This is a genomic window from Paraburkholderia sp. PGU19, from assembly GCF_013426915.1.
Taxonomy (GTDB): Bacteria; Pseudomonadota; Gammaproteobacteria; order Burkholderiales; family Burkholderiaceae; genus Paraburkholderia.
In genome coordinates this window covers 1,350,047-1,375,934 of record NZ_AP023182.1, presented here as the reverse complement: position 1 = coordinate 1,375,934, position 25,888 = coordinate 1,350,047, and the positions used below count along the sequence as shown (strand labels likewise).

General features: G+C 62.2%; 20 protein-coding genes and 2 pseudogenes. 14 read left to right on the top strand and 8 right to left on the bottom strand.

The window, feature by feature from the left end:
• The 3 genes and pseudogenes from H1204_RS46675 to H1204_RS46665 all read left to right on the top strand — a co-directional run bounded on the left by H1204_RS46675 (window position 1) and on the right by H1204_RS46665 (window position 3,239).
• Window positions 1–699, top strand: a complete 699-nt coding sequence (locus H1204_RS46675; protein ID WP_180735684.1) for an ABC transporter ATP-binding protein — start codon at window positions 1–3, stop codon at window positions 697–699.
• A pseudogene (locus H1204_RS46670) lies at window positions 696–1,780 on the top strand (biotin/lipoyl-binding protein). Before H1204_RS46675 ends, H1204_RS46670 begins: the two are co-directional and overlap by 4 nt.
• Complete coding sequence (locus tag H1204_RS46665; protein WP_180735683.1) at window positions 1,758–3,239, top strand: efflux transporter outer membrane subunit; 1,482 nt, start codon at window positions 1,758–1,760, stop codon at window positions 3,237–3,239. The pseudogene H1204_RS46670 and the gene H1204_RS46665 overlap by 23 nt, the downstream one beginning before the upstream one ends.
• 48 nt (window positions 3,240–3,287) lie before the next feature.
• Here H1204_RS46665 and H1204_RS46660 read toward each other — a convergent pair whose 3' ends face one another.
• Complete coding sequence (locus H1204_RS46660) at window positions 3,288–3,731, bottom strand: hypothetical protein (RefSeq protein ID WP_180736354.1); 444 nt, start codon at window positions 3,729–3,731, stop codon at window positions 3,288–3,290.
• A gap of 210 nt (window positions 3,732–3,941) precedes the next feature.
• Between H1204_RS46660 and H1204_RS46655 the strand changes: the two genes are divergently transcribed.
• Window positions 3,942–4,217 carry a DUF1488 domain-containing protein gene (locus H1204_RS46655; protein WP_082433906.1) on the top strand — a complete coding sequence of 92 codons (276 nt, stop codon included), beginning with the start codon at window positions 3,942–3,944 and terminating at the stop codon, window positions 4,215–4,217.
• On the opposite strand, the gene H1204_RS46650 is transcribed toward H1204_RS46655, so the two are convergent.
• Together H1204_RS46650 and groL are read right to left on the bottom strand one after the other, a co-directional pair.
• Window positions 4,111–5,904 (bottom strand): bifunctional aminoglycoside phosphotransferase/ATP-binding protein, encoded by a 1,794-nt coding sequence (locus H1204_RS46650; RefSeq protein ID WP_180735682.1) that lies wholly within the window; start codon window positions 5,902–5,904, stop codon window positions 4,111–4,113. The genes H1204_RS46655 and H1204_RS46650 overlap by 107 nt on opposite strands.
• A gap of 196 nt (window positions 5,905–6,100) precedes the next feature.
• Entirely contained in the window at window positions 6,101–7,723 is a 1,623-nt protein-coding gene (gene groL / locus H1204_RS46645; protein ID WP_180735681.1) for a chaperonin GroEL, read from the bottom strand.
• Window positions 7,724–7,976: 253 nt separating this feature from the next.
• On the opposite strand from groL, the gene ftsH reads away from it, so the two are divergent.
• Window positions 7,977–9,869 carry an ATP-dependent zinc metalloprotease FtsH gene (gene ftsH / locus H1204_RS46640; RefSeq protein ID WP_243469123.1) on the top strand — a complete coding sequence of 631 codons (1,893 nt, stop codon included), beginning with the start codon at window positions 7,977–7,979 and terminating at the stop codon, window positions 9,867–9,869.
• Between the two features lie 202 nt (window positions 9,870–10,071).
• Window positions 10,072–10,509: an Hsp20/alpha crystallin family protein gene (locus H1204_RS46635; protein WP_180735679.1), complete on the top strand. Its 438-nt coding sequence runs from the start codon at window positions 10,072–10,074 to the stop codon at window positions 10,507–10,509.
• Between the two features lie 196 nt (window positions 10,510–10,705).
• On the opposite strand, the gene H1204_RS46630 is transcribed toward H1204_RS46635, so the two are convergent.
• Window positions 10,706–11,374 (bottom strand): SagB/ThcOx family dehydrogenase, encoded by a 669-nt coding sequence (locus tag H1204_RS46630; protein WP_180735678.1) that lies wholly within the window; start codon window positions 11,372–11,374, stop codon window positions 10,706–10,708.
• A gap of 340 nt (window positions 11,375–11,714) precedes the next feature.
• Between H1204_RS46630 and H1204_RS46625 the strand changes: the two genes are divergently transcribed.
• Window positions 11,715–12,125 carry a poly-beta-hydroxybutyrate polymerase N-terminal domain-containing protein gene (locus tag H1204_RS46625; RefSeq protein WP_180735677.1) on the top strand — a complete coding sequence of 137 codons (411 nt, stop codon included), beginning with the start codon at window positions 11,715–11,717 and terminating at the stop codon, window positions 12,123–12,125.
• A gap of 219 nt (window positions 12,126–12,344) precedes the next feature.
• On the opposite strand, the gene H1204_RS46620 is transcribed toward H1204_RS46625, so the two are convergent.
• Window positions 12,345–13,253 carry a universal stress protein gene (locus H1204_RS46620; RefSeq protein WP_243469049.1) on the bottom strand — a complete coding sequence of 303 codons (909 nt, stop codon included), beginning with the start codon at window positions 13,251–13,253 and terminating at the stop codon, window positions 12,345–12,347.
• A 282-nt stretch (window positions 13,254–13,535) separates the two neighbouring features.
• On the opposite strand from H1204_RS46620, the gene H1204_RS46615 reads away from it, so the two are divergent.
• The 4 genes from H1204_RS46615 to H1204_RS46600 all read left to right on the top strand — a co-directional run bounded on the left by H1204_RS46615 (window position 13,536) and on the right by H1204_RS46600 (window position 18,241).
• The gene (locus H1204_RS46615) at window positions 13,536–14,186 is read left to right on the top strand and encodes a BON domain-containing protein (protein ID WP_180735675.1); all 651 of its coding nucleotides are present in this window, start codon (window positions 13,536–13,538) and stop codon (window positions 14,184–14,186) included.
• Window positions 14,187–14,270: 84 nt separating this feature from the next.
• Window positions 14,271–14,741 carry a hypothetical protein gene (locus H1204_RS46610; RefSeq protein WP_180735674.1) on the top strand — a complete coding sequence of 157 codons (471 nt, stop codon included), beginning with the start codon at window positions 14,271–14,273 and terminating at the stop codon, window positions 14,739–14,741.
• A gap of 44 nt (window positions 14,742–14,785) precedes the next feature.
• A complete protein-coding gene (ppsA, locus tag H1204_RS46605; RefSeq protein WP_180735673.1) occupies window positions 14,786–17,224 on the top strand; it encodes a phosphoenolpyruvate synthase in 2,439 nt (812 codons plus the stop codon).
• Window positions 17,225–17,233: 9 nt separating this feature from the next.
• Window positions 17,234–18,241, top strand: coding sequence for a 1-phosphofructokinase family hexose kinase (locus H1204_RS46600; protein ID WP_180735672.1), 1,008 nt, complete (start codon window positions 17,234–17,236; stop codon window positions 18,239–18,241).
• A 61-nt stretch (window positions 18,242–18,302) separates the two neighbouring features.
• Here H1204_RS46600 and mgtA read toward each other — a convergent pair whose 3' ends face one another.
• From mgtA to H1204_RS46585, 3 genes and pseudogenes are all read right to left on the bottom strand, one after another.
• The gene (gene mgtA / locus H1204_RS46595) at window positions 18,303–20,972 is read right to left on the bottom strand and encodes a magnesium-translocating P-type ATPase (RefSeq protein WP_274608274.1); all 2,670 of its coding nucleotides are present in this window, start codon (window positions 20,970–20,972) and stop codon (window positions 18,303–18,305) included.
• Window positions 20,973–21,156: 184 nt separating this feature from the next.
• Entirely contained in the window at window positions 21,157–21,426 is a 270-nt protein-coding gene (locus H1204_RS46590) for a hypothetical protein (RefSeq protein ID WP_180735671.1), read from the bottom strand.
• A 197-nt stretch (window positions 21,427–21,623) separates the two neighbouring features.
• Window positions 21,624–22,456, bottom strand: a pseudogene (locus H1204_RS46585) (LOG family protein); the annotation flags it as partial.
• Between the two features lie 427 nt (window positions 22,457–22,883).
• On the opposite strand from H1204_RS46585, the gene H1204_RS46580 reads away from it, so the two are divergent.
• The 3 genes from H1204_RS46580 to H1204_RS46570 all read left to right on the top strand — a co-directional run bounded on the left by H1204_RS46580 (window position 22,884) and on the right by H1204_RS46570 (window position 25,630).
• Window positions 22,884–23,576: a CBS domain-containing protein gene (locus tag H1204_RS46580; RefSeq protein ID WP_180735670.1), complete on the top strand. Its 693-nt coding sequence runs from the start codon at window positions 22,884–22,886 to the stop codon at window positions 23,574–23,576.
• A gap of 211 nt (window positions 23,577–23,787) precedes the next feature.
• Window positions 23,788–24,051: a hypothetical protein gene (locus tag H1204_RS46575; RefSeq protein ID WP_180736352.1), complete on the top strand. Its 264-nt coding sequence runs from the start codon at window positions 23,788–23,790 to the stop codon at window positions 24,049–24,051.
• A gap of 88 nt (window positions 24,052–24,139) precedes the next feature.
• Window positions 24,140–25,630, top strand: a complete 1,491-nt coding sequence (locus tag H1204_RS46570; protein WP_180735669.1) for a PAS domain S-box protein — start codon at window positions 24,140–24,142, stop codon at window positions 25,628–25,630.
• The last annotated feature ends 258 nt before the right edge of the window (window positions 25,631–25,888 follow it).

Sequence of the window (25,888 nt, the reverse complement as noted above, 5' to 3'; positions counted from 1 at the left end):
ATGGCCGCCATTGCGATCGACGCACGCGGGCTGAACAAGTGGTTCGGCGAAGGCGACGCGCGCACGCAGGCGCTGTCGGAAGTGGCGATGCAGGCTCGCTTCGGCGAAATGCTGCTGATCGTCGGCCCGTCGGGCAGTGGCAAGACTACGTTGCTGAGCGTGATCTCGGGGATACTGCGGCCGGACTCAGGCGCGGTGTCGATCGACGGCGTCGATCTCTGGCAACAGGGCGACGACGCCATCGCGGACTTTCGTCTCAAGCGAATCGGGTTCGTGTTTCAGGACTATCACCTGTTTCCACGTCTTACCACGGTGGAGAACGTCGCCATTCCGCTGATCCTCAGACGCCGCGACTGGGACGATTCGATCCGCGAGGCCATGACGTGGCTCGACGTGGTCGGGCTGCGCAACCGTGCCGCGTTGCCACCAATGAAACTGTCGGGCGGCGAGCAGCAGCGTGTTGCGATTGCACGCGCGATCGTCAGCCAGCCGGACATACTGATCCTCGATGAACCTACGGCATCGCTCGACGGCGACACCGGACGTTCCATCATCGACTTCGTGAAGCACAAGGTCCTCAACGACCATCGCTGCATTGTCATCGTGACACATGACAGCCGGATTTTCGACTACGCCGATCGCGTCATGCACATGGAGGACGGCAAGCTCAAGACCATCGACGCGGGAGGCGGGCAATGAAACAGCGGCTCCTGTTTCTGCTCGCCTTCGCGGGATTCGTGGCGAGCGTCGTGGCGGCGTGGGTCTATGGCATCCAGCAACCGCCCCAGCCGCCCGTCTTCGATCCTGCGTCGAACCCGTATGCACACGGTGTGTACGCGACAGGCATCGTGGAAAGCGATCAGCCCGCCGGGGCGAACATCAATATTTACCCGGATGTGTCCGGGGCGGTGACCCGACTGCTCGTGCACGACGGCGACAGTGTCCGCCGTGGAGACGTGTTGTTGGTCATCGACGACGCCGTGCAGCGTGCGACAGTCGCGCAACTCGAAGCACAGGCCGAGGCTGCGCAATCGCTGCTGGACGAACTGCGCGCACAGCCGCGTCGCGAAACGCTGGAGGTGGCGAGCGCGCAGGTCGGGGCGGCGGCGGCCAGTCTCAAGATGGCACAGGACCAGTTCGACAAACAGAAACATGCGTACGAGATCGACGCGAAAGCCGTCAGCCGCGATACGCTCGACAATGCCGCGAACGGCGTTGCTGTTGCGCGCGCAAACCTGGAAGTGGTCACGCGGCAGTACCGGTTGACTCGCGCGGGCGCGTGGACATACGACGTGCGCAACCAGGAGCGCCAGGTCGAGGCGCTGCGCAAGGCCGTCGAATCGGCATCGGCGCAACTCGATCGGTACACGCTGCGTGCGCCCGCCGACGGTGTGGTACTGTCGGTCAACGCCGCGCCCGGGGCGTATCTGTCTCCTCAGGGCGTGTACGACACCTATGCGCAGGGCAGCGCACCCGTGCTCGTTCTCGGCACGCCGTCGAACCAGTTGGCTGTGCGCTGCTATGTCGACGAGATCCTGATTAGCCGGTTGCCGGATCTGCATGGGTTGAAAGCGCGCATGTTCATTCGCGGCACGTCGGTGCAGGCGGATCTGCAATTCATGCGCGTGCAGCCGTATGTGACGCCGAAAATCCAGTTGACGGACCAGCGTACCGAACGTGTCGACGTGCGCGTCTTGCCCGTGCTTTCCGGGTCGTCACGCAGCAGCCGACACGTCTGTTCCCAGGGCAGATCGTCGATGTGTACATTGCCGCCAGTTGAGCGCTGCAGGTGCGGTACGGTCGCGCGTATTACGCGAGCCGCGGCGCTGGCAGCGGGCGTCGTGCTCGTCGCGGCGTGCACGGTCGGTCCGAATTTTTCGCGGCCCGCCACGCCGCGTGTCGAACGCTATGACGCATCGGACGCATTGAGCATCGCATCCGAGAGACAGCAGCAGGCCTTGTCACCCGCCGTTCAGTTGCGCGACGACTGGTGGACCTCGTTCGGCTGCCACGCGATCGACATGGCCGTCGATGAGGCCTTGACGGGCAACGTCACGCTCGAACACGGAGAGGCGACGTTGCGGCGTAGCGAATACCTGTTGCGCGCAGGTGCCGGCGTGTTTTTTCCTCAAGTCGATGCACAGGGCGACGCGTCCCGTCAGCGGTTTTCTTCCTTGCGCACAGGCATCGACGCGCCGGCATCGATCTTCAATCTGTTTACGCTGTCAGCGACCGTCAGCTACACGCTCGACATCTGGGGCGGCGAGCGCAGGCAGGTCGAAGCGCTCGCCGCACAAACGGATGCGCAACGCTATGCGCTTGTCGCGACGTACCTGACGCTGGCCGCAAATGTCGTCAATGCGATGATCGCCCGGGCTGCCTATAGCGACGAAATTGCCGCGACGCATGAAATACTCGAACTCGTGCGCGAACAGGTTCACATTACGGAAGCCCAGGTTGCGGCGGGCACGAGCGCGTGGTCGGCCGTGCTGTCGCTTCAGAACGAACTGGCGACGCTCGAGGCGTCGCTGCCTGGACTCGAGCAGAAGCGCAACGAAACCGAGCACCTGCTTGCGCTGCTCGCGGGGATGTACCCCGGGCAATGGAGCGCACCTGAGCTATCGTTGGGTGAGATCGCATTGCCCGGCGTACTGCCGCAGACCCTGCCATCTTCGCTCGTCCGGCGGCGCCCCGACATCTTGCAGGCGGAAGCCGCGCTGCACGTGGCGAGTGCGGATATCGGCGTGGCCACGGCGGCGCTGTTTCCGCAGATCACGTTGTCCGCTTCGGGCGGTGTCGAAAGCGCGGTGCTTCATGCTCTCGGAACACCGGCCGGGCAAGTCTGGAGCGTCGCCGCGGGCGTGACGGCGCCTGTGTTTCATGGCGGCGCATTGTGGTTCCAGCGTAAGGCTGCTGTGGAAGCCTATAACGAATCCAACGCCGCGTATCGCGAGGTGGTGTTCGCAGCGTTTGCCCAGGTCGCAGACGCGCTGCGGGCGCTCGAACATGATTCGCAGACGGTCGAGGCGCAGACCCGCGCAGTTCAGGCCGCAGGCGAGGCGCTGCGGCTGATCAAGGAGGCGTATCGCGCGGGGACCGTTGGCTATCTGCAGATACTCGTTGCCGATGGCCAGTATCATCAGGCACGGATTGCGTGGCTGCAGGCCATCGCGCAGCGCCTGCAGGACACCGTTGCACTCTATGCGGCGCTGGGCGGAGGTCTGGTTTCCGACTCCTGATCGCCGTCGGCAATGGCTGCATCGAACGTTCGTGGCATCGCACTGCGATTACGTCGCCCTCTCGGAAACGGGAACGGAAGCTTCGGGCAACTCGCCCCAGCCGATGGGTGCGAAAACGGTTCCACCCGCCAGCTCGATCAGTTCGGTGAACCTCAGCAGCGTGACGCCTGCCATGATGTGAATCTGCGTGCCGTGAAAATAGCTTTCAGTGCGCAGCCAGGGCGACGCGCCCGCATTGAGTTCTAACACGCTTAGCGAATGACCGTTGAGTCCGGCCTCGGGCGGGAAAAGCGGGCCGTCGAAAGCGATCTTCAGAATCTGATCGGTGCTGTCGCCGTAGGGCAGATGCGCATGAAACTGATATGGCGCCTTGTCCCAGCCTTCGCCCCATTGTCTGTCGAGACTGATACGGGTGAAATACGCCCACGGCCCGCGGACGAAGCACAGGCGATAGATGTTGCCCACTCCATCCAGATCGACCCGCAATGTCATCTTTGCACCCCAACCGCATACGGAACACATGTGCCTTCGATACCTTGAAGGCGGCAACCCAATCGTTGCACGCGCCGCACGGATCGTGTTGATGAAGGTCAACCGTGCGCGGTGATCACGGTCTCGCAGGCGTTGACGTGCATCAAGTCCACCAGCAGGCGTGGGGCTAATCTGGCGTGGCGCCCTTGCGCTCCACGTGGAGTCGTTGTCATGCAAATATCGTTTCCTTCCTGTCGCCCTGATTATTGCGCGCGCGACCTGGTGTTGACGTTTCCCGCGCTCGTCGATCGCCAATCCGTGCAATGCGCGATTACGGCCGAAGCGCTCGAGGATCATTTCGGCGCGAGGTCGTTGCGCGAAGAAGACCTGATAGGTGCGTTCACTGCGCATCGTCATGAGATCGAGGTTGCCGCCCGGCGGATGCTGAACGAGGTAGGTGGGAATCCTGTTCTGCTGCATAGCGGCTATTTTCGCTTTTGCATCTGATGCGGCAGATATCGGACGCAGCGGACGCAGGTCCGGCGACGGACGAAGACATCAGATCGAGTACCGGTTTCCAGAAGGCTGGGTCGTCGAAGGCCTGCACGGGAACGTTGGTATCGAAGGCAAAGGTCTGCGCCGTTTCGGCCGAGGTCAGCGGCTCGGCGGTGGCGAGTTGCAGCGACAACGTGGACGTATCGGCGTCGGATGCATCGCGACGGTTGCGCTGACGTGTGACGATGCGCTCTGCCAGGATGTTGGGGGCGGCGTGAAAATTCAGCACGCGCGTCGGTACGCCCAGGCGCTCCCCGAGCGAGAAAAAGGCGTCGCGGTGGCGACGCTCGAGGAAAGTCGCGTCGACGATCACGCTGTAGCCTGCCTGTAGAACAGAGGTTGCGAGGCCGATCAGGTGGTTGTAGACGGCGTGTCGTGCTACTTGCGTGTAGTGCGTCGCGTCCAGGCGGGTAGTTGCCGCGGGTGTGGACTCCAGACGCTTGCGTTCGACATCGCTCGACAGACACACTGCGCCGCTCGACTCCGCCAGTGCCTGGCTGGCGACGGATTTGCCCGAACCCGAAAAGCCATGGCACAGCAGCAGGACGGGCGGCGGCTTGCTTGACTCGGCGGCAGCCGTTTCTATGTAGCGGGCGGCGTCGCGCGCGGCGGCGGCGGCTTCCGGATGCAAACCGTTCTTGCTGTAAAGATATGCCACGAGCGCTCGAACCAGAGCGCGATATGCGACATAGAGCGGCATCAGATCGAGTGCCGCATAGTCGCCCGTTGCCTCAAGCCATTGGTTCAGCAGCCGGTTCGACAGACGCGTTCCTGCCCGCGCCCGCAGATCCATGACAAGGAATGCAATGTCATTGGCGATATCGATCCAGCGCAGCGCATCGTCGAAGTCGATGCAGTCGAACATGGAAACCTCGCCGCGCCAGCGCATCACGTTGTCGAGGTGCAGGTCGCCATGACAGGCGCGCACGAAGCCGTTGGCACGGCGCCTGTTTATTGCGTCCGCGCGTTGCGCGAGTTGTTGTCTGCACCAGGCGGCGATTTCACGCAGAGCCGGCTCGTTGTAGCCTGCCTGCAGGGACGCATTGACAGCGTCGACTTGCGCGATGAGCAGCGCGGCGCCGCCGTACCGTGCGAGAGGCGCGTCTCGCGGCGCATGCCGATGCCAGGCAGCAAGTCTATTGGCCGCGCGATCGACATCGCGCGGCGACAGCGTTCCGCTTCGGGCGAGACTGGAAAAAAGCCCGGATTCATCGAAGCGGCGCATCTTGACGGCGTGTTCGACCGCGCGGCCCCTCGATTCGAGCGTGAGCGTGCGTCCACGGCGCTTGATCGGGAGTACGCCGAGGTAAAGTCCCCGCGCAAGCGGTCTGTTCAGCCGCACCTGGGCTTCGCAGCAAGCTCGCCTTGCTTCTGCCGCCGTGAAATCCGCGAATCCCGGCGAGACGGGCTTGATGATCTTGTAGGCGAAGCGGCCCGCGAGATACACGATCGAGATATGCGTTTCTATTCGGGTGATCCTGCCCGCAGGATGGCGATAGGTGCTCGCTCGCTGCATCGCCGCGTCGACTCCACGCACCTGGCGCCGCGCGGCCCGAATGCGGTTCGCGCCATGCAGCGTCGCCGAATCCGTTGAATGGGGGCGCCGTGTCGTCGGTCTGCGTATGGATAATCGGGTCACGCGTGCCTCCTGTTGCGGGTTGGCCTGTCTTCCTCTTGCAGGAACGGCATCGCGCCAGTACGAGCCGTTAAAACGCGATAGCGATTGCAAGCCGGAACGGTTATCTGCCTGTCGCGCGGTGGCGTTGAGGCACCGGTCGACGATTACGCGCAGTGCGTCTGGCCCGCATCGGGTTGCACATCACGCGCGTCTGCTCTCATGCAAACTCCCGGCTCCAGTCGCCGCGACCTGCGCGATCGGTGCGGTCCTTCGGCGGATGCACGATCATGCAATCGGTGGTCAGCAGGAGCGACGCCACCGAAATGGCGTTCTGCAACGCGGTGCGCGCCACCTTGACGGGATCGACGATGCCGCGCTCGATCATGTCGGCATAGTCGCCGTGAGCGGCATCGTAGCCGAATGCGTCGCTCGCTTCGGCGACGGCATGGACGACGGCCAAAGCATCCGCGCCGGCGTTTTGCGCGATCTGCCGCAGCGGCGAGGCAAGTGCATCGAATACGATCCGCGCGCCGATTTTCTGCGCCTGTGTGTCGCCATAGTGTTCGAGCACACGGCGCGCGCGCAGCAGCGCGACCCCTCCGCCCGGCACGAAACCTTCTTCGACGGCGGCGCGTGTCGAATGAAGCGCATCTTCGAAGCGGTTTTTCCGTTCGCGCAGCGCGGTTTCTGTTGCGGCGCCGACCCGGATCACGGCGACCCCGCCCGAAAGCTTGGCGAGTCGCCGGTTGAGGTTCTCGCGCTCGTATCCGTCCGCTGTTGCGTCAATGCGCTTCTTCAGTCCGGCGATGCGATCCGCGACGCGCGCATGATCGCCATGGCCGGCCACGAGGGTCGTCGTGTCGCGCGTGATTTCGATGCGCCGCGCGGCACCGAGCTCTTCCAGGGTGGCGTTTTCGAGCATGCGTCCCGTCTGCGCGGAAACGACGGTCGCCCCCGTCAGGGCAGCGAGATCCGCCAGTTGCTCGGTGCGGCTCTCGCCGAAGCCGGGCGAGCGGATCGCACAGGACTTGAAGGTGCCGCGCAGATGGTTGACGACGAGCGTGGCGAGCGCTTCACCTTCGATCTCGTTGGCAATGACGAAAAGCGGCTTGTCTGTTGCCATGACGGCTTCGAGGATGGGCAGCAGTTGCGGGATAGACGAGATGTTCATATCGCACAGCAACACCCTCGGTTCGTCGAGCACCACGTTGCGCTGGTCTTCGCCGAGAAAAAGCGGCGAGACGAGACCTCGATCCAGCAGTGATCCGTCGACCGTTTCGAGCTCGTCGTCGAGTTTGGAGCCGTCCTCGATGCTGATCGCGCCTTCTTTCCCTACGCGCGAGACTGCGTCGGCTACCAGCGCGCCGATGCTCGCATCGCCGCTCGCGGAAATTGTCGCGATCTGCCGCATTTCGTCCACGCTCGAACACGGGCGTGCGAGTCTGTGAAGTTCCGCGACGACCTGTTTGCCCGCGTCCTCGATGGCGCGCTTGAGGGCCATCGGATCGTGCCCGGCCGTCACGCACTTGTTGCCTTCGACGACGATCGCCTGTGCGAGCGTCGTAGCGGTGGTCGTGCCGTCTCCCGCGACTTCGCTCGTACGGGTTGCCACCTCGCGCAGCAACTGCGCGCCCATTTCCTCGTACGGATCGGACAGGTCGACCGAGCCCGCGACCACCACCCCGGAGTTCGCGACGAGCGGCGCACCCGCCACGCGCTCGACGATCACATTGCGGCCGCCGGGGCCGAGCGTGACCTTGACGGCTTCAGCGAGTGCATTCACGCCGTTGAGCAGCAACTGGCGCGCATCCTGATGAAATACAAGCGTCCTGTGTGACACGGCAGACCTCCCCAAGCATTGGCCGATAGCGCATGCAGTGCGCAACGGCAATGGACTGTCTGCCTATTTAAGTCGCCGCGGGCGGGAAGCCGGTTGATCTGCGTCAATCGGCCCGGGGCGATTGACGCAGAACATCATGAAACCGGCCACGCCACTCCTCGTTGCCCGAGAGACCATGATGCCCACACAGCGTCCTTCGCGCGATGCGCGCAAATCGCCCCGATGGTTCGATCTGGTGAGTGTCGCGCTCACGATGTTCTTCATTCTGGCCGTCGCAGTGCCGCTCCTGACGGCGCAACGCATGACGACGGAAATTGCGTACAGCGACTTTCAGAAGCTCGTTGCCGCCAGGCAGGTCGCCGACCTCGAGGTGACGCCGACGCGCATCACGGGCATGCTCGACATGCCGGGCGCCGCTTCGCTGCTGCCGGCCTCCGACGCTGCGGCCGTGAACAGCAACGGCGAGCCGTGGCGCTTCACGACGGTGCGCGTCGCCGACGGCCACCTGGCTGACACCCTCGCGGCAGCGGGCATCCGATATTCGGGTGGGGTCGACAGTGCGTGGCCGGGCGTGCTGCTGTCCTGGGCCGTGCCGTTGCTGGCGATGTTCTTCGTGTGGAATCTGTTATGGCAGCGCACGGGTGGTTTGCAGCAGTACACGAAGATGGGCCGTGGCAACGGTCATATTCTCGTGCAGAACGAGACAGGCATTACCTTCGACGACATCGCGGGCATCGATGAAGCCAAAGCGGAGCTTCGACAGATCGTCGCGTTTCTGCGCGATGCCGAACGGTATCGCCGGCTTGGCGGCAAGATCCCGAAGGGCGTGCTGATCGTCGGCGCGCCGGGCACGGGCAAGACGCTGCTTGCCAAAGCCGTGGCGGGTGAAGCGGGCGTGCCGTTCTATTCGGTGAGCGGCGCTGGATTTGTCGAGATGTTCGTCGGCGTGGGCGCAGCTCGCGTGCGGGATCTTTTCGAACAGGCGCAGGCCGAGGCGCCATGCATCATTTTCATCGACGAACTGGATGCCCTCGGCAAAGTACGCGGAGCCGGCCTGACGTCCGGCAATGACGAGCGCGAGCAGACGCTCAACCAGTTGCTGATCGAGATGGACGGCTTCAGTTCCAGTTCGGGTGTGATCATCATGGCGGCGACGAACCGCCCGGAGACGCTCGATCCTGCCTTGCTGCGTCCCGGCCGGTTCGACAGGCATATCGCCATCGACAGGCCCGACCTCAACGGCCGCCGTCAGATTCTCGCGGTGCATACGCGCCACGTGAAGCTGGCGGACGACGTCGATCTGAACGAACTGGCGTCCCGCATGCCGGGCTTCGTCGGCGCGGACCTCGCGAATGTCGTCAACGAAGCTGCGCTGCATGCCGCCGAAGCCGACAAGCAGGCCGTCGACATGTCCGACTTCGATGAAGCAATCGACCGCGCGATGACGGGCATGGAACGGAAGAGCCGCGTGATAAACGCGCAGGAAAAGATCACGATCGCGTATCACGAGGCCGGTCACGCGCTCGTCGCGAATAGCCGCAAGCATTGCGATCCCGTCAAGAAAGTATCGATCATTCCGCGCGGCGTCGCCGCGCTCGGTTACACGCAGCAGGTGCCGACGGAAGACCGCTATGTGCTGCGCGAAAGCGAACTGCTCGACCGTCTCGATGCGCTGCTCGGCGGGCGCGTCGCCGAGGAACTGGTCTTCGGCGATGTATCGACGGGCGCGGAGAACGATCTCGATCGTGCGACGGCGATGGTGCGGCACATGGTGACCCGCTACGGGATGAGCGGGCGCATGGGGCTCGCGACGATCGGCGAGTCCATGAGCCAGCCCGTCGTTGCGGGATTCGACGGCTGGCGCGGTGCGTCTTGCAGCGACGACACGGCGCGTCTTGTCGACGAGGAAATTCGCCGGATGCTCGACGAGGCGCACGCACGCGTCAAAGCCACGCTCTCCAGCCAGCGCGCGACGCTCGAGCGCATCGCCCGCTTGCTGCTCGAACGTGAAGTGCTCGATCACGAGATGCTGCAACACGCGATCGACGGCGCATCGAAGACGTTCGAGCAGCGCGAGCAGATCGAGGCTAAGCCTGCCGAGGCGGATGTCGATGCGGGACAGGACGAGGCGTCGTGTTCAGGATGAAAGCTGTCTCGCGCGGGCAATGTCAACAGCGCGATTGACATGAATCAACGGTGCGGTGCCGGGTATGGCTACGCTGAAAGCATGACTTCACGATGCGGCGAGCCGTGAAAATGGCAACGCCGCGCGAACACGCTGTGAGCCGGCTCTCGCGGCCGGACAATCGGGGCCATGTCCTGGCCTGCTTACCTGAAGGAGAAGTGCAATGAGCAATCTGACGCGTTTTGATCCGTTCTCGCTGGACCCGGTCGTTTCTGATCTGTTTCAGGGTTTCTTCCGGCCCATGCGGTCGATGGCGACGCCTCAGGACGCCGAGCTTGCATCAATGAAGATCGACGTGACGGAAAACGATGGCGCGTACACGGTGAAGGCCGAGCTTCCCGGCCTCGACAAGAAGGATATCGACGTGCACATCGATGGGCGCATCGTGTCGATCAACGCAAAAGTCGAGCGGAACAAGGAAGAAAAAGAAGGCGAACGCGTGATCCGGCGCGAGCGCTATTCCGGCGCGTTCAGCCGCTCGTTCTCGCTCGCGGGCGAGGTGGATGAGGCGACCGCGACGGCCGAATACAAGGACGGTGTGCTTTCGCTGAGCCTGCCGAAAAAGGCGCCGACCGACCAGAAGCGCCTGACGATCAGCTGATGCGCGCGCGGCGCGCTGTGCTCGTCATGGCGCGCTTCTCGGCGGTCTCTGTGGCGCGACCACAAGCAGCCGAACAGATCGATGGGGAATTCGAAACGGGCCTGAGTTTCAGGCCCGTTGCCTTGTTGGCGCAGTGTGGCGCTGCAGCCGGCTCGGAGTCGCATGATACCGCGCTGTCCGGTAGAAGCCGGTGACGTCAATCCGCGAGAGAGGTCAGCGTCGTGCCCGGCGCGCCGACCGTTTGCGCAAGAATGGGCAGTTCATCTTCGTTCAGCTTCAGCGCGTCGCTCAGCAGACGATGATTGATCCAGCCGCGCACGACGCAGCCCAGCCCCTCGGACGCGCAGTAGAGCGACACGTTCTGCGCCATTGCCCCTGCAGCAACGGCCGAAAAGATATCGCGCCGCTGCGGCGGCATGTCGAGCAGACGCGACATGTTGACCACGTAGACCAGGTCCAGAGGCGCAGCGCCGACGAAGTCCTGATAACCGGTCAGATTGCGCGCATCGCTTGCATGTTTCAGGATGAGCCGATGCGCAGGTGCATCGTATCGATAGACGCCGTTCGGCATCACGGCGTAGAGGTCGATTTCATTGAATGCGTGCGCCGATGGCGCGGTGCGGCCACCCGTGCGCGGCCGGTTGATGCCATCGGCTGCCCACAGCAGCGCGCCGAGTGTGGCGGGTGTAAGCGGCGCGTCGGAGAACTCGCGCATGCTCGCGCGCAGCGCGAGGGCCTTCATCAGCGGCGCGCCGGAGGACATGTCGGGTTTCGGCAGTTCGATAACGGCAGGAGTGTCGCCTTGGGCGTGAGCCGGCGCACGACCGTGCGCGGGTTCGTAAGTCAGCAGTTGCGTGTCGGTCATGATCGACTCCTTCGTCGGTGGGTCGATGCATTCGCATAGGCGTCGGTGCATCGCTTCCAGGATAGAGGCGACCCGAACAGCGACCGTTGACCTCAGTCAATCGCATCGCGATGCGGTTTGTGGAACCCGTAGCCGCTCACGGTAACCGCGCCGATCTTGCTGCCAAGGTGCGCGAAATGCGCGACGCCCGGCGCGGGCAGAAGCTGCTTTCTGGTGCCGCGAGCCACGATCCACAGTGTGAAAGTCGCGCGTCGTGTTTCTGCGTTGACGCAAGTCAAATGTTCGATTCCATGCCCCCGTAACGTAGGCACGGGTCACTGGCCGTATCCACCGAACGACGGTGGCAACGCTTCCCCTCACGGCCGACGACAAGCCTCAACCATTGCCGGACCAAACGGCTCGACTCACGACGCCCGCGTCTGCGCCTCCCGCTTTCCAGGGCGATGCACAGGGCCATGCCCAGACCGGTTGTCACGGAGAAGGCCGCTCTCACCCCGTACTTTCGCGCGACCCGCTCGACCGCGCGGCGCATGCCGGCGTCGCCGCTTTGACGGGCGGCCTGTCTCCGACCTCCGTGGTGCTTGCCTTCATGGATTGGGCGCTGTACATGACCGTCGCGCCCGGGAGGTTTGCTGGCGCTTGCGAGCGAGGCCGTATCGGCGAGCGCCGAGGTTGCACAGGGCGCAAGGCGTACAAGCGTGGCGCGGCCAAAGCACGAGTACGCGCCCGAGGATCCGCGTTTCGCGGATGACGCCTGGATGACGTGGCCGTTTCATGCGTATCGCGACGGGTTTCTTCGAGTCCCGCACTGGTCGTCAGGCTGGACTGGGGCTGCTGCTGCACGAACGGACACTACGTCTGAGGCCTGCTCGCTGGCAAAGGGAACGGAACCGCGAAAACAAGGCAGAGAAGCCTCCACCGGTGAGAAAGGCGCCGTAGTAGCTAGGGCGCAGTCTCACCGGCCGTGCTGTCATGTCGTGGCAGCCATTGCAGCACTGTCGCGCACGAGTAATACCGGAGTGTCGGCAAGCCGCACCATGCGGGCCGCCACGCTGCCGACAAGCCATCGTTCGAAGCCTCGCCGGCCATGAGTGCCGAGAACGAGCAGTTCGCCTTTCCAGTCCTGAACGTTACGTAGGATCGCGTGAGGGATGTCGTCCCGGCTTTTACGTGTCTTGATCAGTGCCGTCTCCGCATAGCGCCCCTGCCCGGCGAAGATGCGCGCTGCGCGCTCAAGGGCAGTGCACCCCTCTTCGAGATAGACATTTTCCAGCAGGTCGATGGCCGCGCCATCCATCACGTGGCCCGCACGATCCACGACATAGATCGCGCGCAATTGGGTATCCGCGCTCGCCAGCCGAAGACCCGTTTGCAATCCCACGATCGAACAGGCGCTGCCATCCAGTGCGAAGACCATGCGTTGAGGAGGCTTGTCCGTTGGAACGCGACTCTCCTGCGGAACCAGCAGCAACGAGCAGTTTGCGCGGCGCGCAACTGGTTCGGACACCGTGCCTTCGACCCAGCGCAGCAGGCCATGATGGTGCCGCATGCCCATCACAATGAGATCCGCCTGCCAGTGCGACGCGGCGTCGAGTACAGCGTCGGCTGTATTTCCCCGGTGGACAGAAAGATCGACCAGGCCGAATTCGAGCGTCGTCCCGGCAAACATGGCCTCGATCTTGGCGAGCGCGGCGCGCGAATCGGCCACGATGTCGTCTCTCGCAGAAGCGAGCGCGTCTTGCGTGCTTGCACCGAGTGGAAATAGCGTGCGCGGGTCCTGCGCAACCGTGACGACCTTGATCGTCGCGCGTCCGGCGAACAGGGTTTTCGCGTACTCGGCCGCGCGTGTCGTTGCTTCTGAATCGTCGATCGCCAGCATCACGCGCTGGAACACGCGCCCGGCCGTTGACTCCACGCTGGATGCCTGCGTCATGATGCTTCTCCGTATCGTGCGAAAGGTTGATCCTGATTCTCCTTCGAAAAGCACGCTTTCGATTGATCGTCGTCAAGCTACCGCAGACGCGGCTTTATCGTCCGATGCAACGGTGGCACAGCGACCTGCTTGACTTCGATCAACTGCGCGGCATGCGTGCGGATTAGTCTGAGCGTGTGAACTGGGTGTCCAGTTCACGAACGGACGCACTTCAGGAGGACCGTTGCCATGAAACCGGACAGTCAACTGCGCCGCGAAGTGGAGGAAGAGCTGGCGAACAATCCGGCTATCGATGCGAACCGGATTGGCGTCGCAGTCGCGGATGGCATCGTCACGCTCAGCGGCCAAGTGTCGGACTATGCGCAGAAGCTGGCCACCGAAAGGTCCGTGCTGCGGATTGCAGGCGTGGTCGCGGTCGTTACGCATATGGGCGTGACGCTGCATGAAACCGATCACAGGACGGACGAAGACATCGCATTGAGCGTGCGAGCCGTGCTCGACTGGATCTCGGGTCTCGAAGAAGACGCGATCAGGATCAAGGTCGAGCGAGGATGGGTGACGTTGAGCGGCAGCGTCAAGAACGGTTACCGCAGCCATATTGCGGAGAAGCATATCGGGCACATGCGCGGCGTCACAGGCATCACGAACGACATCAGGATTTCGGGTTCCGCTTCGCCGACCGATATCGAGTACAACATCCGCAAGGCCATCCAGCGTCATACCGAGCGCGAAATGAAGCATCTCGAGGTTCAAGTCGATGAGGGCAATGTCACCCTGTCCGGACATCTCAGCTCGACGGTTGAACGTGCGATCGTGTGGGGCGCAGCGCGCGCCACATCGGGTGTGAAAACTGTCGTCGATCGTCTTGTGATTGGTTGACAAAAGGCCGGGGCAATCACGTGGCGGACCACGCAGGAAGGCACCCGGCATAGATAACGTGACAGGCAATGATAGGAGGCGCAAATGAACTGGTTGACGGAATACTTCGCTCAAGGAACTCGCACATTGAATCTTTCGTTGTGGGCTTATCCACCCGCTGTCATGGGTCCGGATGGACCGATCGTGCAGTCTGCCGCGTTGTGCGCTCCGTATCCGGGTATCGAACTCGTATTCACTCCCGCGGGAAAAACCCGGCACGGCGATAGAACTTACGAGCTTCCTGCGCGATACGACAGCACCGGTGCGACGAAAGAGACAACGGCGGCAGCAGCGAAAGACCATGCGAACTTCTTTCGCGAGGTCTCCATTTTTGCGCCATCGCATCTGAACGGTGAGGCCGTCATCGTGATCAACCATGCGTTCTCGTTTACGCCGATGTTTGCGGCCGACGGCACGCCCGGCTTCGTCGGACTGAGCATGCCCGACACGGACGACTATCTCCGTGCCGGCCAGATGAAGCTTCCGTGGATGTTCGCAGGATACGTCAGCATCTGAGTAGACGGGAACAACGCGGGTGAATCGCGAGCGAGGGGTTGCCCATGAGCAGGAATGAAACGGAGATCGTCTGGTTCGACGTGTTGCGCCGTACGGATGTGCCGACCGTGGGCGGTAAAAATGCGTCGCTGGGGGAGATGGTGGGTTGCCTCGCCGGCAAAGGCATTAGCGTTCCGCCCGGTTTCGCGACGACAGCCAACGCATATTGGCAATTCATCGACGCGAACGGGCTGCGCGAAGCCATCTCGACGGTGCTATCGGAATTCCGTGCCAACCGCCGGTCGCTTGTCGATACGGGGGAAACGATCCGCCGGGCAATCCTTCGGGGCGAATGGCCAGCCAGTACGACGCGCGCCATTTGCGACGCGTATGGCGAGCTTGCACGCCGCGTCGGCGTCGACGATCCCGACGTCGCGGTACGCTCGAGTGCAACGGCCGAAGATCTGCCAGATGCTAGCTTCGCGGGACAGCAGGAGACCCTGCTTGCCATTCGCGGCCCGCACGCGGTGATGGAGGCGTGCCGCCGCTGCTATGCGTCGCTGTTCACGGATCGGGCAATCAGTTATCGCGAGGCACGAGGTTTCGACCACATGAAAGTTGCACTGTCGGTTGGCGTGCAGCAGATGGTGCGTTCGGATCTGGGCGGCGCGGGCGTTGCATTTACGATCGATACCGAAACGGGCTTCGACAAGATCGTATTGATCAGCGCGGCGTGGGGTCTCGGCGAGAACGTCGTGCAGGGCGCCGTCGATCCCGACGAATATGAAGTATTCAAACCGCTGCTGCGCGACGGCGCCTTCGCGCCGATCGTCGGCAAGAAGCGCGGCAGCAAGCTAAAGAAAATGGTGTATGCGAAAGGCGGCGCGCATCCGACGAAGAATGTGCCGACTTCGAAGGCCGAACGCGCTGCCTTCGTGCTCACCGACCGCGACGTGCTCACCCTCTCGCGCTGGGCGTGCGAAATCGAATCGCACTACGGGCAGCCGATGGATATCGAATGGGCAAAGGACGGGCTGACGGGGCACATCTTCATCGTTCAGGCGCGGCCCGAGACCGTCCAGTCGCGGCGCGAGGCAACAGCCGTCAAGACCTTCCGGCTCAAGTCGGCGGGACGCGAACTCGTCGCGGGGGTGAGCGTCGGCCAGGCGATCGCGGCCGGGAACGTGTGCGTCATCGACAGTCCTGTCGAGCGGGACCGTTTCGTGGATGGCTCCGTGCTCGTGACAGCCGCAACGGACCCGGACTGGGTGCCCGTGATGCGGCGCGCGGTGGGTATCGTCACGGACCACGGCGGCCGCACGTCGCACGCGGCCATTGTGAGCCGCGAACTCGGTCTGCCCGCCATCGTCGGCACGAGCAATGCGACGCGGGTCTTGCACGACGAGCAGGAAGTGACCGTGTCCTGCGCGCAAGGCGAAGTCGGGCGGGTATTCGAAGGCATCGCGGACTACGAGGTTGAAGAGATCGACTTCGCCGCGATCCCGCATACCCGCACCCAGGTCATGCTGAATCTCGCCAACCCCGACGCCGCGCTGCGCTGGTGGCGCATGCCTGCGGACGGCATCGGACTGGCGCGCATGGAGTTCGTGATCAGCAATCACATCAAGATTCATCCGATGGCGCTCGCTTGCTATGACCAGTTGAAGGATTCCGAGGCCGCCCGCACGATCGCCGCGATGACGGAAGGGTATAGCGACAAGACTGAATACTTCGTCGACCGGCTGGCCTGCGGACTCGGCCGCATCGCGGCTGTGTGTTATCCGCGGCCCGTGGTGGTGCGTCTGAGCGACTTCAAGACGAACGAATATGCGCATTTGACGGGAGGCCAGGCGTTTGAGCCGGTCGAGGAAAATCCGATGCTCGGTTTTCGTGGCGCATCGCGCTATTACTCGCCGCGCTACGGTCCCGGCTTTGCACTGGAATGCCGCGCGCTGCGCCGTTTGCGAGTGGAAATGGGCCTGAACAACGTGATCGTCATGGTGCCGTTCTGCCGGACGCCGGACGAAGCGGATCGCGTCCTCGCCGCGATGGCGGCCAATGGCCTGAGGCGCGGCGAAGACGGGCTGCAGATCTATGTGATGTGCGAGATCCCGTCGAACGTGATCCTGGCAGAAGCATTTGCACAGCGGTTCGATGGATTCTCGATCGGCAGCAACGATCTGACGCAACTCACGCTGGGCGTCGACCGTGACTCCGCGGAACTGGCATCGCTGTTCGACGAGCGTAACGACGCCGTGCGATGGATGATTCGCGAGGTCATCGACCGGGCACATCGCGCGGGCGCGAAAGTCAGCCTGTGTGGCGAAGCGCCGAGCGTGCATCCCGAGTATGCACGCTTCCTTGTGGAATGCGGTATCGACTCCTTATCGGTGAGTCCTGACAGTTTTATCGCCGTCAAGCGGCGCGTCGCGCAGGCGGAGGCGTCGTATGGTTCGGCCGGCGGCGAAGCGCGCAGATCGATACCTTCTGAAACGAAGCGGTAGGGTCATGCCATGACCGAGATGCTCACAGTTACACTCAATCCCGCCGTCGATTTGTCGACGGCTGTCGAGCGCATTGTCGACACGCACAAGCTGCGATGCGAGGTCGCGCAGCGCGATCCAGGCGGTGGCGGAATCAACGTCGCGCGGGTACTGCATCGCCTTGGCAGCGAATGTGTGGCGCTGTTCGCCGCCGGTGGAGCGACGGGCCGCATCCTTGGCGGGTTGCTCGATAGCGAACAGCTGCGCACGCACTGCATCGACATCGAAGGTGAAACGCGCGAGAACTTCTCGGTGATGGAGACGTCGAGCCGGCGTAAGTACCGTTTCGTGTTGCCTGGGCCGACTCTCGCCCCGGCTGAGTGGAGCGAATGTCTGCGCAGTGTGTCTGCTCATTTGGGCTCTGCGCGCTTTATCGTCCTGAGCGGAAGCCTGCCGCCGGGCGCACCGCCGGACGCCTACGCTCAGATCGCCCGCGCGTCCGCCATGGCGCGGCCGAACATCCGTGTCGCCGTGGATGCATCGGGTCCGGCGCTCGCGGCGGCACTCGATGGCGGGCACGTCGATATCGTCAAGCCGAGCCTCAACGAACTCCGCGAGTTGACGGCGCTGCCGCTGAACGATGTGGAGGAACAGGTCGACGCCGCCCGCATGTTGATCGCGCAACGTAAGGCGAGAATGGTCGCGCTCACGCTGGCCGATAGAGGTGCGGTGCTCGCGACGCACGACGAGACGTGGTTCATGCCTGCGCTGAAAACGGAAGTACGAAGTGCAATCGGCGCGGGTGACAGTTTCCTCGCCGGATTGATCTGGTCGCTCGATCACGGAGCCGTTGCCAGCGAGGCGCTCGCATACGCAACGGCAGCCGCCGCGGCGACGATGAAGCAAACCGGTACGCGGCTTTGCGATGCAAGTGACGTCGCGAGTGCATACGCAACGGGCGAACGTGCTGTGCGGGCACACGATATCGCGCGCGTTCGCAACGTGCGCGGGGAACTGGCGCCGTCTCGATCCTCGTGATGTGCGATGCGCGGCTCCGAACCTGCACCGCACGCTATGCGCCGGGCGTCGATCAATGCCCTCAGCCAAGTCCAAACCGTCGGACAAACCACGTCTTGGTCAGATGCGTCAAGGCTGCGTAGCTGAGCAGGATCAGGAGCAGGGCGGGCCAATACGTCCACGGCAACGGTGTGAATCCGAGCATCTTGCCGATGGAGCTAAAAGGCAGGCTGATGCCCACGACGGCAACAGCGACGCTCGTCGCAATGAGAGCTGAGCTTGCCCGACTTTCCACGAAGGGTACTTTGGCGGTGCGAATGATGTGGATGATCAGCGTCTGCGTCAGTAGCGATTCGACGAACCAGCCGGTCTGGAACAGGGCGGGATTGTTCCAGGCGTTGAACATCTTCAGCATCGTGAAGAACGTCGCATAGTCGAACAGCGAACTCACGGGGCCGATCAGCAGCATGAACTTCACGATATTGCCGAGATCCCACCGGCGTGGAACGCTGAGATATTCGGCATCGACGTTATCGGTCGGTATGCTGGTCTGCGAGAAATCGTAAAGCAGGTTGTTGGTGAGAACCTGGATCGGCGCCATGGGCAGAAATGGCAAGATGATGCTCGCGCCCAGCACACTGAACATATTGCCGAAGTTCGAGCTTGCGCCCATCTTGATGTACTTGGTGATGTTGCCGAATACTTTGCGGCCTTCGAGAACGCCCTCGCCGAGCACGGCAAGGCTTTTCTCGAGCAGGATGATGTCGGCCGAATCTTTCGCAATGTCGACGGCACTATCGACGGACACCCCTACGTCCGATGCCTTGAGCGCAGGTCCGTCGTTGATGCCGTCCCCCAGGAATCCGACGACATGGCCCTTGCTATGCAAGGCGTTGACGATGGATGCCTTTTGCGAAGGAGAGACTTTGGCGAACACGCACTCCTTTTCCGCCAGATCTGCGAGTTCGAAGGGCGTCAGTGCCTCAAGCTCCTTTCCGAGCACGATCCGGTCTACTTCGATTCCCACGTCGTGACAGATCTTTCGGGTGACCCTGTCGTTGTCGCCGGTCAGAATCTTCACCTGCACGCCGCTCTTCTTCAGTGCAGCAAGCGCGGCCGCCGCAGTTTCTTTGGGCGGATCGAGAAACGCGATGAATCCGAGCAGGGTCAACTCACGCTCGTCGGCGACCGAGTAGGCGGTCTGGTCGGGAGGCATCTCCTTGTACGCGACTGCGACGACGCGAAAACCGTCCGAGTTGAGTGCATCGGTGATCTCTTTGGTTGCAGCGTAGTGGCTTTCGTCGAGCGCGCCTGTATCGCCGTCGATTGCGTAGCGCGTGCTGACCGAGAAGATTTCCTCGACGGCGCCCTTCGAGATCATGATATGCGCGCCATCGTTCCTCGCGAGAACAACCGACATGCGGCGGCGCTCGAAGTCGAAGGGCATCTCGTCGATCTTCGTGAAGCTCTCATGGGCTTTGAGCTGCTCATGGAGTTCGACGTGCTTCAACACTGCGACGTCGAGCAGGTTTTTCAGTCCCGACTGGTGTGCGCTGTTCAGATAGGCATATTCGAGCACGCGCTCCGACTCATTGCCGTGAATATCGAGGTGACGCTTTAGAATGATCCGGTCTTGCGTCAGGGTTCCCGTCTTGTCGGTGCATAACACGTCGAGCGCACCGAAATTCTGAATCGCATTCAAACGCTTTACGATCACCCGTTTGCGCGACATGTCGATCGCGCCTTTCGCCAGGTTGACGGTGACGATCATCGGCAACATCTCGGGCGTGAGCCCGACGCCCACGGCAACCGCGAAAAGAACGGCTTCGAACCAGCTTCCCTTCGTCAGGCCATTGATCACGAAGACGAGGGGAACCATCACCAGAATGAAACGGATCATCAGCCACGTGAACCGGGCGACGCCCTTGTCGAAGCTGGTTTGCACGCGCTGCGCCGCGACCATATCGGCGATCCCGCCGAAGATCGTCGTCTTGCCGGTCGACACCACGACCCCGCAGCCCACGCCGCTGATGATGGCGCTGCCCATGAAACAGATATTCGTCAGATCAAATTGCGAATCGACGGGCGCAGTGCTCGTGTGCACATTCTTTTCGCATGGCATGGCTTCACCCGTCAGCGCCGATTGATTGACGAACAGGTCGCGTGCGGAAAGCAATCGAAGATCGGCGGGCACCATGTCGCCAGCGGATAGCAGAACGATATCGCCCGGCACGATCTGTTCGATGGGAATGTCGACATGGGTCGGATCATCCTGCCCGTTTCGGCGCACGACGGTCGCCGTCGTGCGCACCATTTTGCGCAGCGTATCCGCGGCCTTGTTCGATCGATGCTCCTGCACGAAGCTGAGCGACGTGCTAAGAAGAACCATCACGCCGATCATGATCGCGGCCCGCGGATCACCAAGCAGATAGGATGCCGTGGCAAGCACCAGGAGCAGCAGATTGAGCGGATTCAGCGTTCGGTTGGCGAGTTCGCCGATGAGCGTGTGGCGCGTCTCGTGGACGACCCGGTTGGGACCCGAGAGACGCAGGCGCCGTTCCGCTTCTTCGTCGGAGAGCCCGCATGTAGCGCTGTGCATCCGCGCCAACGCTTCCTCGGTCGACAGCTGAGCGCAGACCGCCAACGTGTCCCCACCTGCGGACGACTGATGCAGTACGCCGCGAGAGGAACGCCAGACGCGTTCGAGAAGCGTTGGGGTGGATCGCACTTCGTCGGTTTCAGCCGTCTGCATCGTGAACACCTGTCGCTATAGACAACTACAGAGCTTGGCGCCCGCGATCCGCGAGTCGTTGACATACATCAATGGCGAGCAGACCCATGCACGCTGCATGGGGCGCACTCGGTCCGCGAGCGATGTCGCGACAGGCGTGCTCACTCAGCGGGGGCGTGCACGTCTCACGTCGGCCGGGCGGGGGTTATTGCGCCGAGCCGTCGAGAATCAGGTCGTGCAGATCCGCTACGAAACGATGAAGCGACGACAGCGAGCCCGTCACGCTCTGATAGGTTTCACGTCCGATCCGTGCATCGAGCATCACAAGCATGCCTGCGCGCCGTGCAATCGCGAGGATCGTGTCGTTGGACAGCACGGACGCGTCGGGCTTCGTCGTGCTTTCGCAGGCAGCGTTGCCGGTGCGCTCACGACGATGTTCAGCACACGCATAGGAAACGGCGGCGGAGGATGTCATGATCGCGCTCCCAACAGGCCAGGCTCAGGGCGCACGTTGCCTCGGTTCCGGCGCACCTGAAAAGACTCGGAATCCATGATTGCAGTATCGATGGTCGCGAGCAGAACGGCTATCAGCGCGGGATGAAGATGGATTAGGGATGTGGCGCAGAGCTATCGGAATTTTCTTAGGGGACAATGTCTGACGCTGGCGTGCGGTCATGGCTGCGTGTCATGCGTGTCGTGCCAATGGACAATCGCTTCCCATACGGATTCAGCCGTCTCTCGGAAGACAAACAGCCGCATGTCATCTTGCGAGATGGTTCCCTCGGTGATCATGAAGTCGAAGTCGATTGCGCGCCTCCAATATGACTCTCCGACAAGCACGACAGGCAATGGCTTGATTTTCTGCGTTTGCAGCAGGGTCAAGACTTCGAATAGTTCATCACACGTGCCGAATCCGCCGGGAAAGAATACAGCCGCGCGCGCTCGTTCCAGCAGATGGAGCTTGCGGATGGCGAAGTAATGCAGCTTGAAGCAGAGTTCGGGTGTGAGATAGGGATTGGGCTCCTGTTCGCGCGGTAAGGAAATATTCAGGCCGATACTCGGCGCGCCGGAATCGTAAGCCCCCGATTCGCAGCTTCCATAATCCCCGGACCGCCGCCCGTCACCAGCGCAAGGGATGACAGGACACCGCCGCATCGTGCAGAACCTGCTATACGGCCCAATTCGCGCGCGATGTCATAGTAGCGGCTTCGTTGAAGTTGAGCCTTCGCCGCTTGCAGCGCGTGATGGCCGTGCGTATCACCGCCTTCTTCTTGCAGGCGCCGGGCGTGCCGGATTTGCTGACGCGCGACAGAGGGCGAGGGAATGCGGGTGCTGCCGTACACCACGATCGTATGGTCGATCGCATGGCGCTGCAGCGATTCCTCCGTTTTCCAGTAGTCGAGTTGCAGCCGGACGCCGCACATCTCGGGCCGTCTCAGGAATGCCAGATCCTCGTCCGCCTGAAGATAGGTTGGACTTTCCATCAAGCCGCGCACGCGCGAAGCGCGTCCGGTTGTGCTGGAGTCATCGACGGCACGCTGGACACGGTCCGGCTTAACGTCCTGCTCGAACTCAACGGATGCGCATTCTCGCTGTTGATGACGTTTCATAAAACGACGATTCATATGCTGAGGAACGGGTAGCGAAAACAGAACGTACGGCCGGGCCGCCGCAATCCGGATTCGTGCCGGAGGTTGGAAGAAGCCTTCCACTGAGGTTGCGGTGTCGGCTGTCTCTATTAGGCACGCGGGCTGCCTTTTGCAATTGACGTCCGTCAAGACCGCACGAAAGTCTTCGATATCCGAACTCGCTTGATCTCGATCAATTCGAAGCGGCCGCCCTGGTCGAAGATTGGTTTATGCGTTGAAGGTTCATCAAGGGCCGGGGGTCGGACTGCCAGCCGTTCACGCGACCATCATGGAGGAATCAAGGATGCGCGCAATGGATGTCATGACCACGTCGGTCGTGTTCGCACACCCTGAGACGACGGTTCAGGAAGCCGCGAGGATGCTGGCTAAACAGCACATTAGCGGCATGCCTGTCGTCGACGACAAAGGCGAACTGGTCGGCATGATTACGGAAGGCGATTTGCTGCACCGCGCCGAGATCGGCACTGGCGTGGGCAAGCGCGCCTGGTGGCTGGAATTTCTGGCGTCGACTCGCGAACTGGCGAGCGAGTACGTCAGAGAGCACTCGCACAAGGTGAGCGACCTGATGACGACGCGTGTCGTTGTCGTCGCCGAAGATACGCCCGTTGCCGAGATCGCGGAGCTGCTCGAACGGCATCGAATCAAACGCGTGCCCGTGGTGAAGGACGGCAAGGTCACAGGTCTCGTGAGCCGCGCGAATTTGATCCGCGCGCTCGCCAGCATCATTGCCGAGCCGAACGAGATAGCCGCAGCCGATGATCAGGCAATCCGCGACACCATCGTGCTTGCCCTAAAAAACACACGTTGGTCGTTGCCGCGCGAAAGTATCCTAGTCAAGGGCGGCGTCGTGCACCTTTGGGGTGTCATCAGAAGTGGTGAAGAGGGCAAAGCCATTCGCGTGGCTGCGGAAAACGTATCCGGTGTGAAGGAGGTGAATAGTCACCTCGAGTTTCCGGCGGTGATTACAGGGATGTAGGCTGCACAACGCTTACCCGGCGAGTCGATCACGAACGGCAGCGCGGACGCAAGCGAGATGCGCATCGGGAGCATTGCGCATGGTAGCGCAAGGTCAATTGCTACGGTCCGCACAGAGGTAGATTCGACGCAATGGCAGGTGAGCGGAATTGCTTCGGTGCCGGTCCTGCCTGATTCCTGCACTCACTGCGGGCCGCCAAGGAGAGCAAATGATGAACGCAACATCCGTGACCGAAGCGCCGGAAGCGGCGACGGCCAATGAAATCCGTAAGATCATCGGGCCTTTCGAAGACGACGTTGTGGTGAAGATCATGCGCATCAAGCCGACCGTCGACGACGTCAGCCGAGCCTATTCATGGCTCAGATCGGACGAGTACCTGCAGCGACGTCTCGCACATAATCTGCCTGCGCGCTCCGCGAGGGTTTTCGACGTTCTCGCTGCCGAGTATCCGGAACTGGGCGACCCTGTGCTGTGACAGGACGCCTGCTGTGCTGACCGGCAGCCGACCGGTTTATGCTGGCCGGCCAGAGAATAGGACATCGTGTTGATGACGGGAGGCGGCTGTGAGCGGCACGAGCGCCCCAGGTGGTAATGACGAAAAGGCGGACCCCGAGGGCAATGCGGCCGGGGAACACCGCTATCATTTTGCCATTGATATCGACGGCGAATTCGCCATCTTTACGCTCGACACACACGGTCAGGTCGAGACGTGGAATGCTGCGGCCGAACACATTACCGGCTACGGGGCGGGTGAAATCCTCGGCAAGCCGTTTTCGGTACTTTATCCCAAGGTTCCCCCGGATGTGCCCGTCCCGTCGGACATTCTGGCGAGAGCGGCGGCGACCGGGCGAGCCTACTATGAGGGCTGGCATGTGCGCAAGGACGGAACCCGCTTCTGGGCCAGCGTACTGGTCATCGCGCAACGACGTGAGCAGGGGGATCTTGCCGGGTTTGCGGCCGTCACGCACGATTTTTCGCAGCGTCATCTGATCGAGGCAAAACTTCGCAGAAGCGAGCAGCGCTTACAGGCGATGATCGACAGCGTCGAAGACTACGCGATCTTTATGTCGAGTCCTACAGGGGAGGTCGCTTCCTGGAATACGGGCGCGCAGCGAATCAAGGGCTATTCCGCCAGCGACATTATCGGCCGCCACTTTTCCGTCTTCTATCCGCCAGAAGCACGGGCGGCGGGTTTGCCCGAACGCATGCTCGAGACAGCGTCCACACGGGGGCGTTCGGAAGCCGAAGGATGGCGTGTCAGGAGCGATGGCTCGCGTTTCTGGGCAGACGCCATCATCACTCCCATTCGCGACGATAAGGGAGCGCTTCAGGGCTTCACCAAGGTGACGCGTGATTTGACTGAGCATAAACGGCTGGAGCAGCTCGAACATGTCGGCGAACTTGCCGCGGCGACTGAACGGGCGCGGGAAGAGGAACAGAAGAGAATCGCCAGAGAACTGCACGACGACCTCGGTCAGAAGCTGACCGCGTTGAAAATGAGCGCGATCATCCTGCAGCAGGAAGTCGAAGCTGGCCATGACACCTCGGAAACGGCCGCGAAGGCGCGCGGGTTGGTCACACAGACCGACGAGACGATGAGCGCGGTCCGGCGCATCGCGTCGGGTCTGCGTCCCACCATGCTGGACGATCTGGGATTGCTGCCCGCCGTAGAGTGGCTGGCCGATGAGTTCAGCCGGCGCTACGGGATCAAGGTCAACACCCGTCTGTCGGCGGGCGAACTCGAGTTCAGCGATACGGCTGCGACCGCGATCTTTCGCATCGTGCAGGAGGCGCTGTCGAACGTGGCGCGTCATGCGAGTGCGACGGAAGTCGTCGTCACCATCGAACTCGACAATAGCGAGTGTGAAGTCCGTATCGAGGATAACGGACGCGGTGCCGATCTGGCATCCGGCCGCAAGCCCGACTCATTTGGCCTGCTGGGCATACGCGAGCGCGTGCGGCAACTCAACGGTTTCGCCTGGTTTGGAAACAAACCTGACGGCGGATTTTGCGGCCAGAGCAGATTCCCGATCGATGCGATCGTCCGCCGTTGAAGGCGGGTCAATCTCGCGGAATGTCCGTCCTGCAGCAACGGACATCGACGGAGCTATTTCACTGCTCGCTCATATTGTCCGGCGATCTCCAGTTCGCGTTGATGCAAATCAAATGGGATACGTCTTTTTCCTCCTATCGTAGGTTCGCCAGTGGCCGTTCTGTTTCACCTCCCGGCTGTCTGGTGTTGTTGCTGACTTTGGAATCCCGCCAGTTACGCAGCTGGACCCCTCGCGAAGGCGATGCCTGGCGGGTCTTTT

What these genes read in the sequence shown, in the direction of transcription:
- H1204_RS46675 (WP_180735684.1), top strand. Translation starts at nt 1, where the DNA reads ATGGCCGCCATTGCGATCGACGCACGCGGGCTGAACAAGTGGTTCGGC.
- H1204_RS46665 (WP_180735683.1), top strand. Translation starts at nt 1,758, where the DNA reads ATGTGTACATTGCCGCCAGTTGAGCGCTGCAGGTGCGGTACGGTCGCG.
- H1204_RS46660 (WP_180736354.1), bottom strand. Translation starts at nt 3,731, where the DNA reads ATGACATTGCGGGTCGATCTGGATGGAGTGGGCAACATCTATCGCCTG.
- H1204_RS46655 (WP_082433906.1), top strand. Translation starts at nt 3,942, where the DNA reads ATGCAAATATCGTTTCCTTCCTGTCGCCCTGATTATTGCGCGCGCGAC.
- ftsH (WP_243469123.1), top strand. Translation starts at nt 7,977, where the DNA reads ATGTTCTTCATTCTGGCCGTCGCAGTGCCGCTCCTGACGGCGCAACGC.
- H1204_RS46635 (WP_180735679.1), top strand. Translation starts at nt 10,072, where the DNA reads ATGAGCAATCTGACGCGTTTTGATCCGTTCTCGCTGGACCCGGTCGTT.
- H1204_RS46630 (WP_180735678.1), bottom strand. Translation starts at nt 11,374, where the DNA reads ATGACCGACACGCAACTGCTGACTTACGAACCCGCGCACGGTCGTGCG.
- H1204_RS46620 (WP_243469049.1), bottom strand. Translation starts at nt 13,253, where the DNA reads ATGCTGGCGATCGACGATTCAGAAGCAACGACACGCGCGGCCGAGTAC.
- H1204_RS46615 (WP_180735675.1), top strand. Translation starts at nt 13,536, where the DNA reads ATGAAACCGGACAGTCAACTGCGCCGCGAAGTGGAGGAAGAGCTGGCG.
- H1204_RS46610 (WP_180735674.1), top strand. Translation starts at nt 14,271, where the DNA reads ATGAACTGGTTGACGGAATACTTCGCTCAAGGAACTCGCACATTGAAT.
- ppsA (WP_180735673.1), top strand. Translation starts at nt 14,786, where the DNA reads ATGAGCAGGAATGAAACGGAGATCGTCTGGTTCGACGTGTTGCGCCGT.
- H1204_RS46600 (WP_180735672.1), top strand. Translation starts at nt 17,234, where the DNA reads ATGACCGAGATGCTCACAGTTACACTCAATCCCGCCGTCGATTTGTCG.
- mgtA (WP_274608274.1), bottom strand. Translation starts at nt 20,972, where the DNA reads ATGCAGACGGCTGAAACCGACGAAGTGCGATCCACCCCAACGCTTCTC.
- H1204_RS46590 (WP_180735671.1), bottom strand. Translation starts at nt 21,426, where the DNA reads ATGACATCCTCCGCCGCCGTTTCCTATGCGTGTGCTGAACATCGTCGT.
- H1204_RS46580 (WP_180735670.1), top strand. Translation starts at nt 22,884, where the DNA reads ATGCGCGCAATGGATGTCATGACCACGTCGGTCGTGTTCGCACACCCT.
- H1204_RS46575 (WP_180736352.1), top strand. Translation starts at nt 23,788, where the DNA reads ATGAACGCAACATCCGTGACCGAAGCGCCGGAAGCGGCGACGGCCAAT.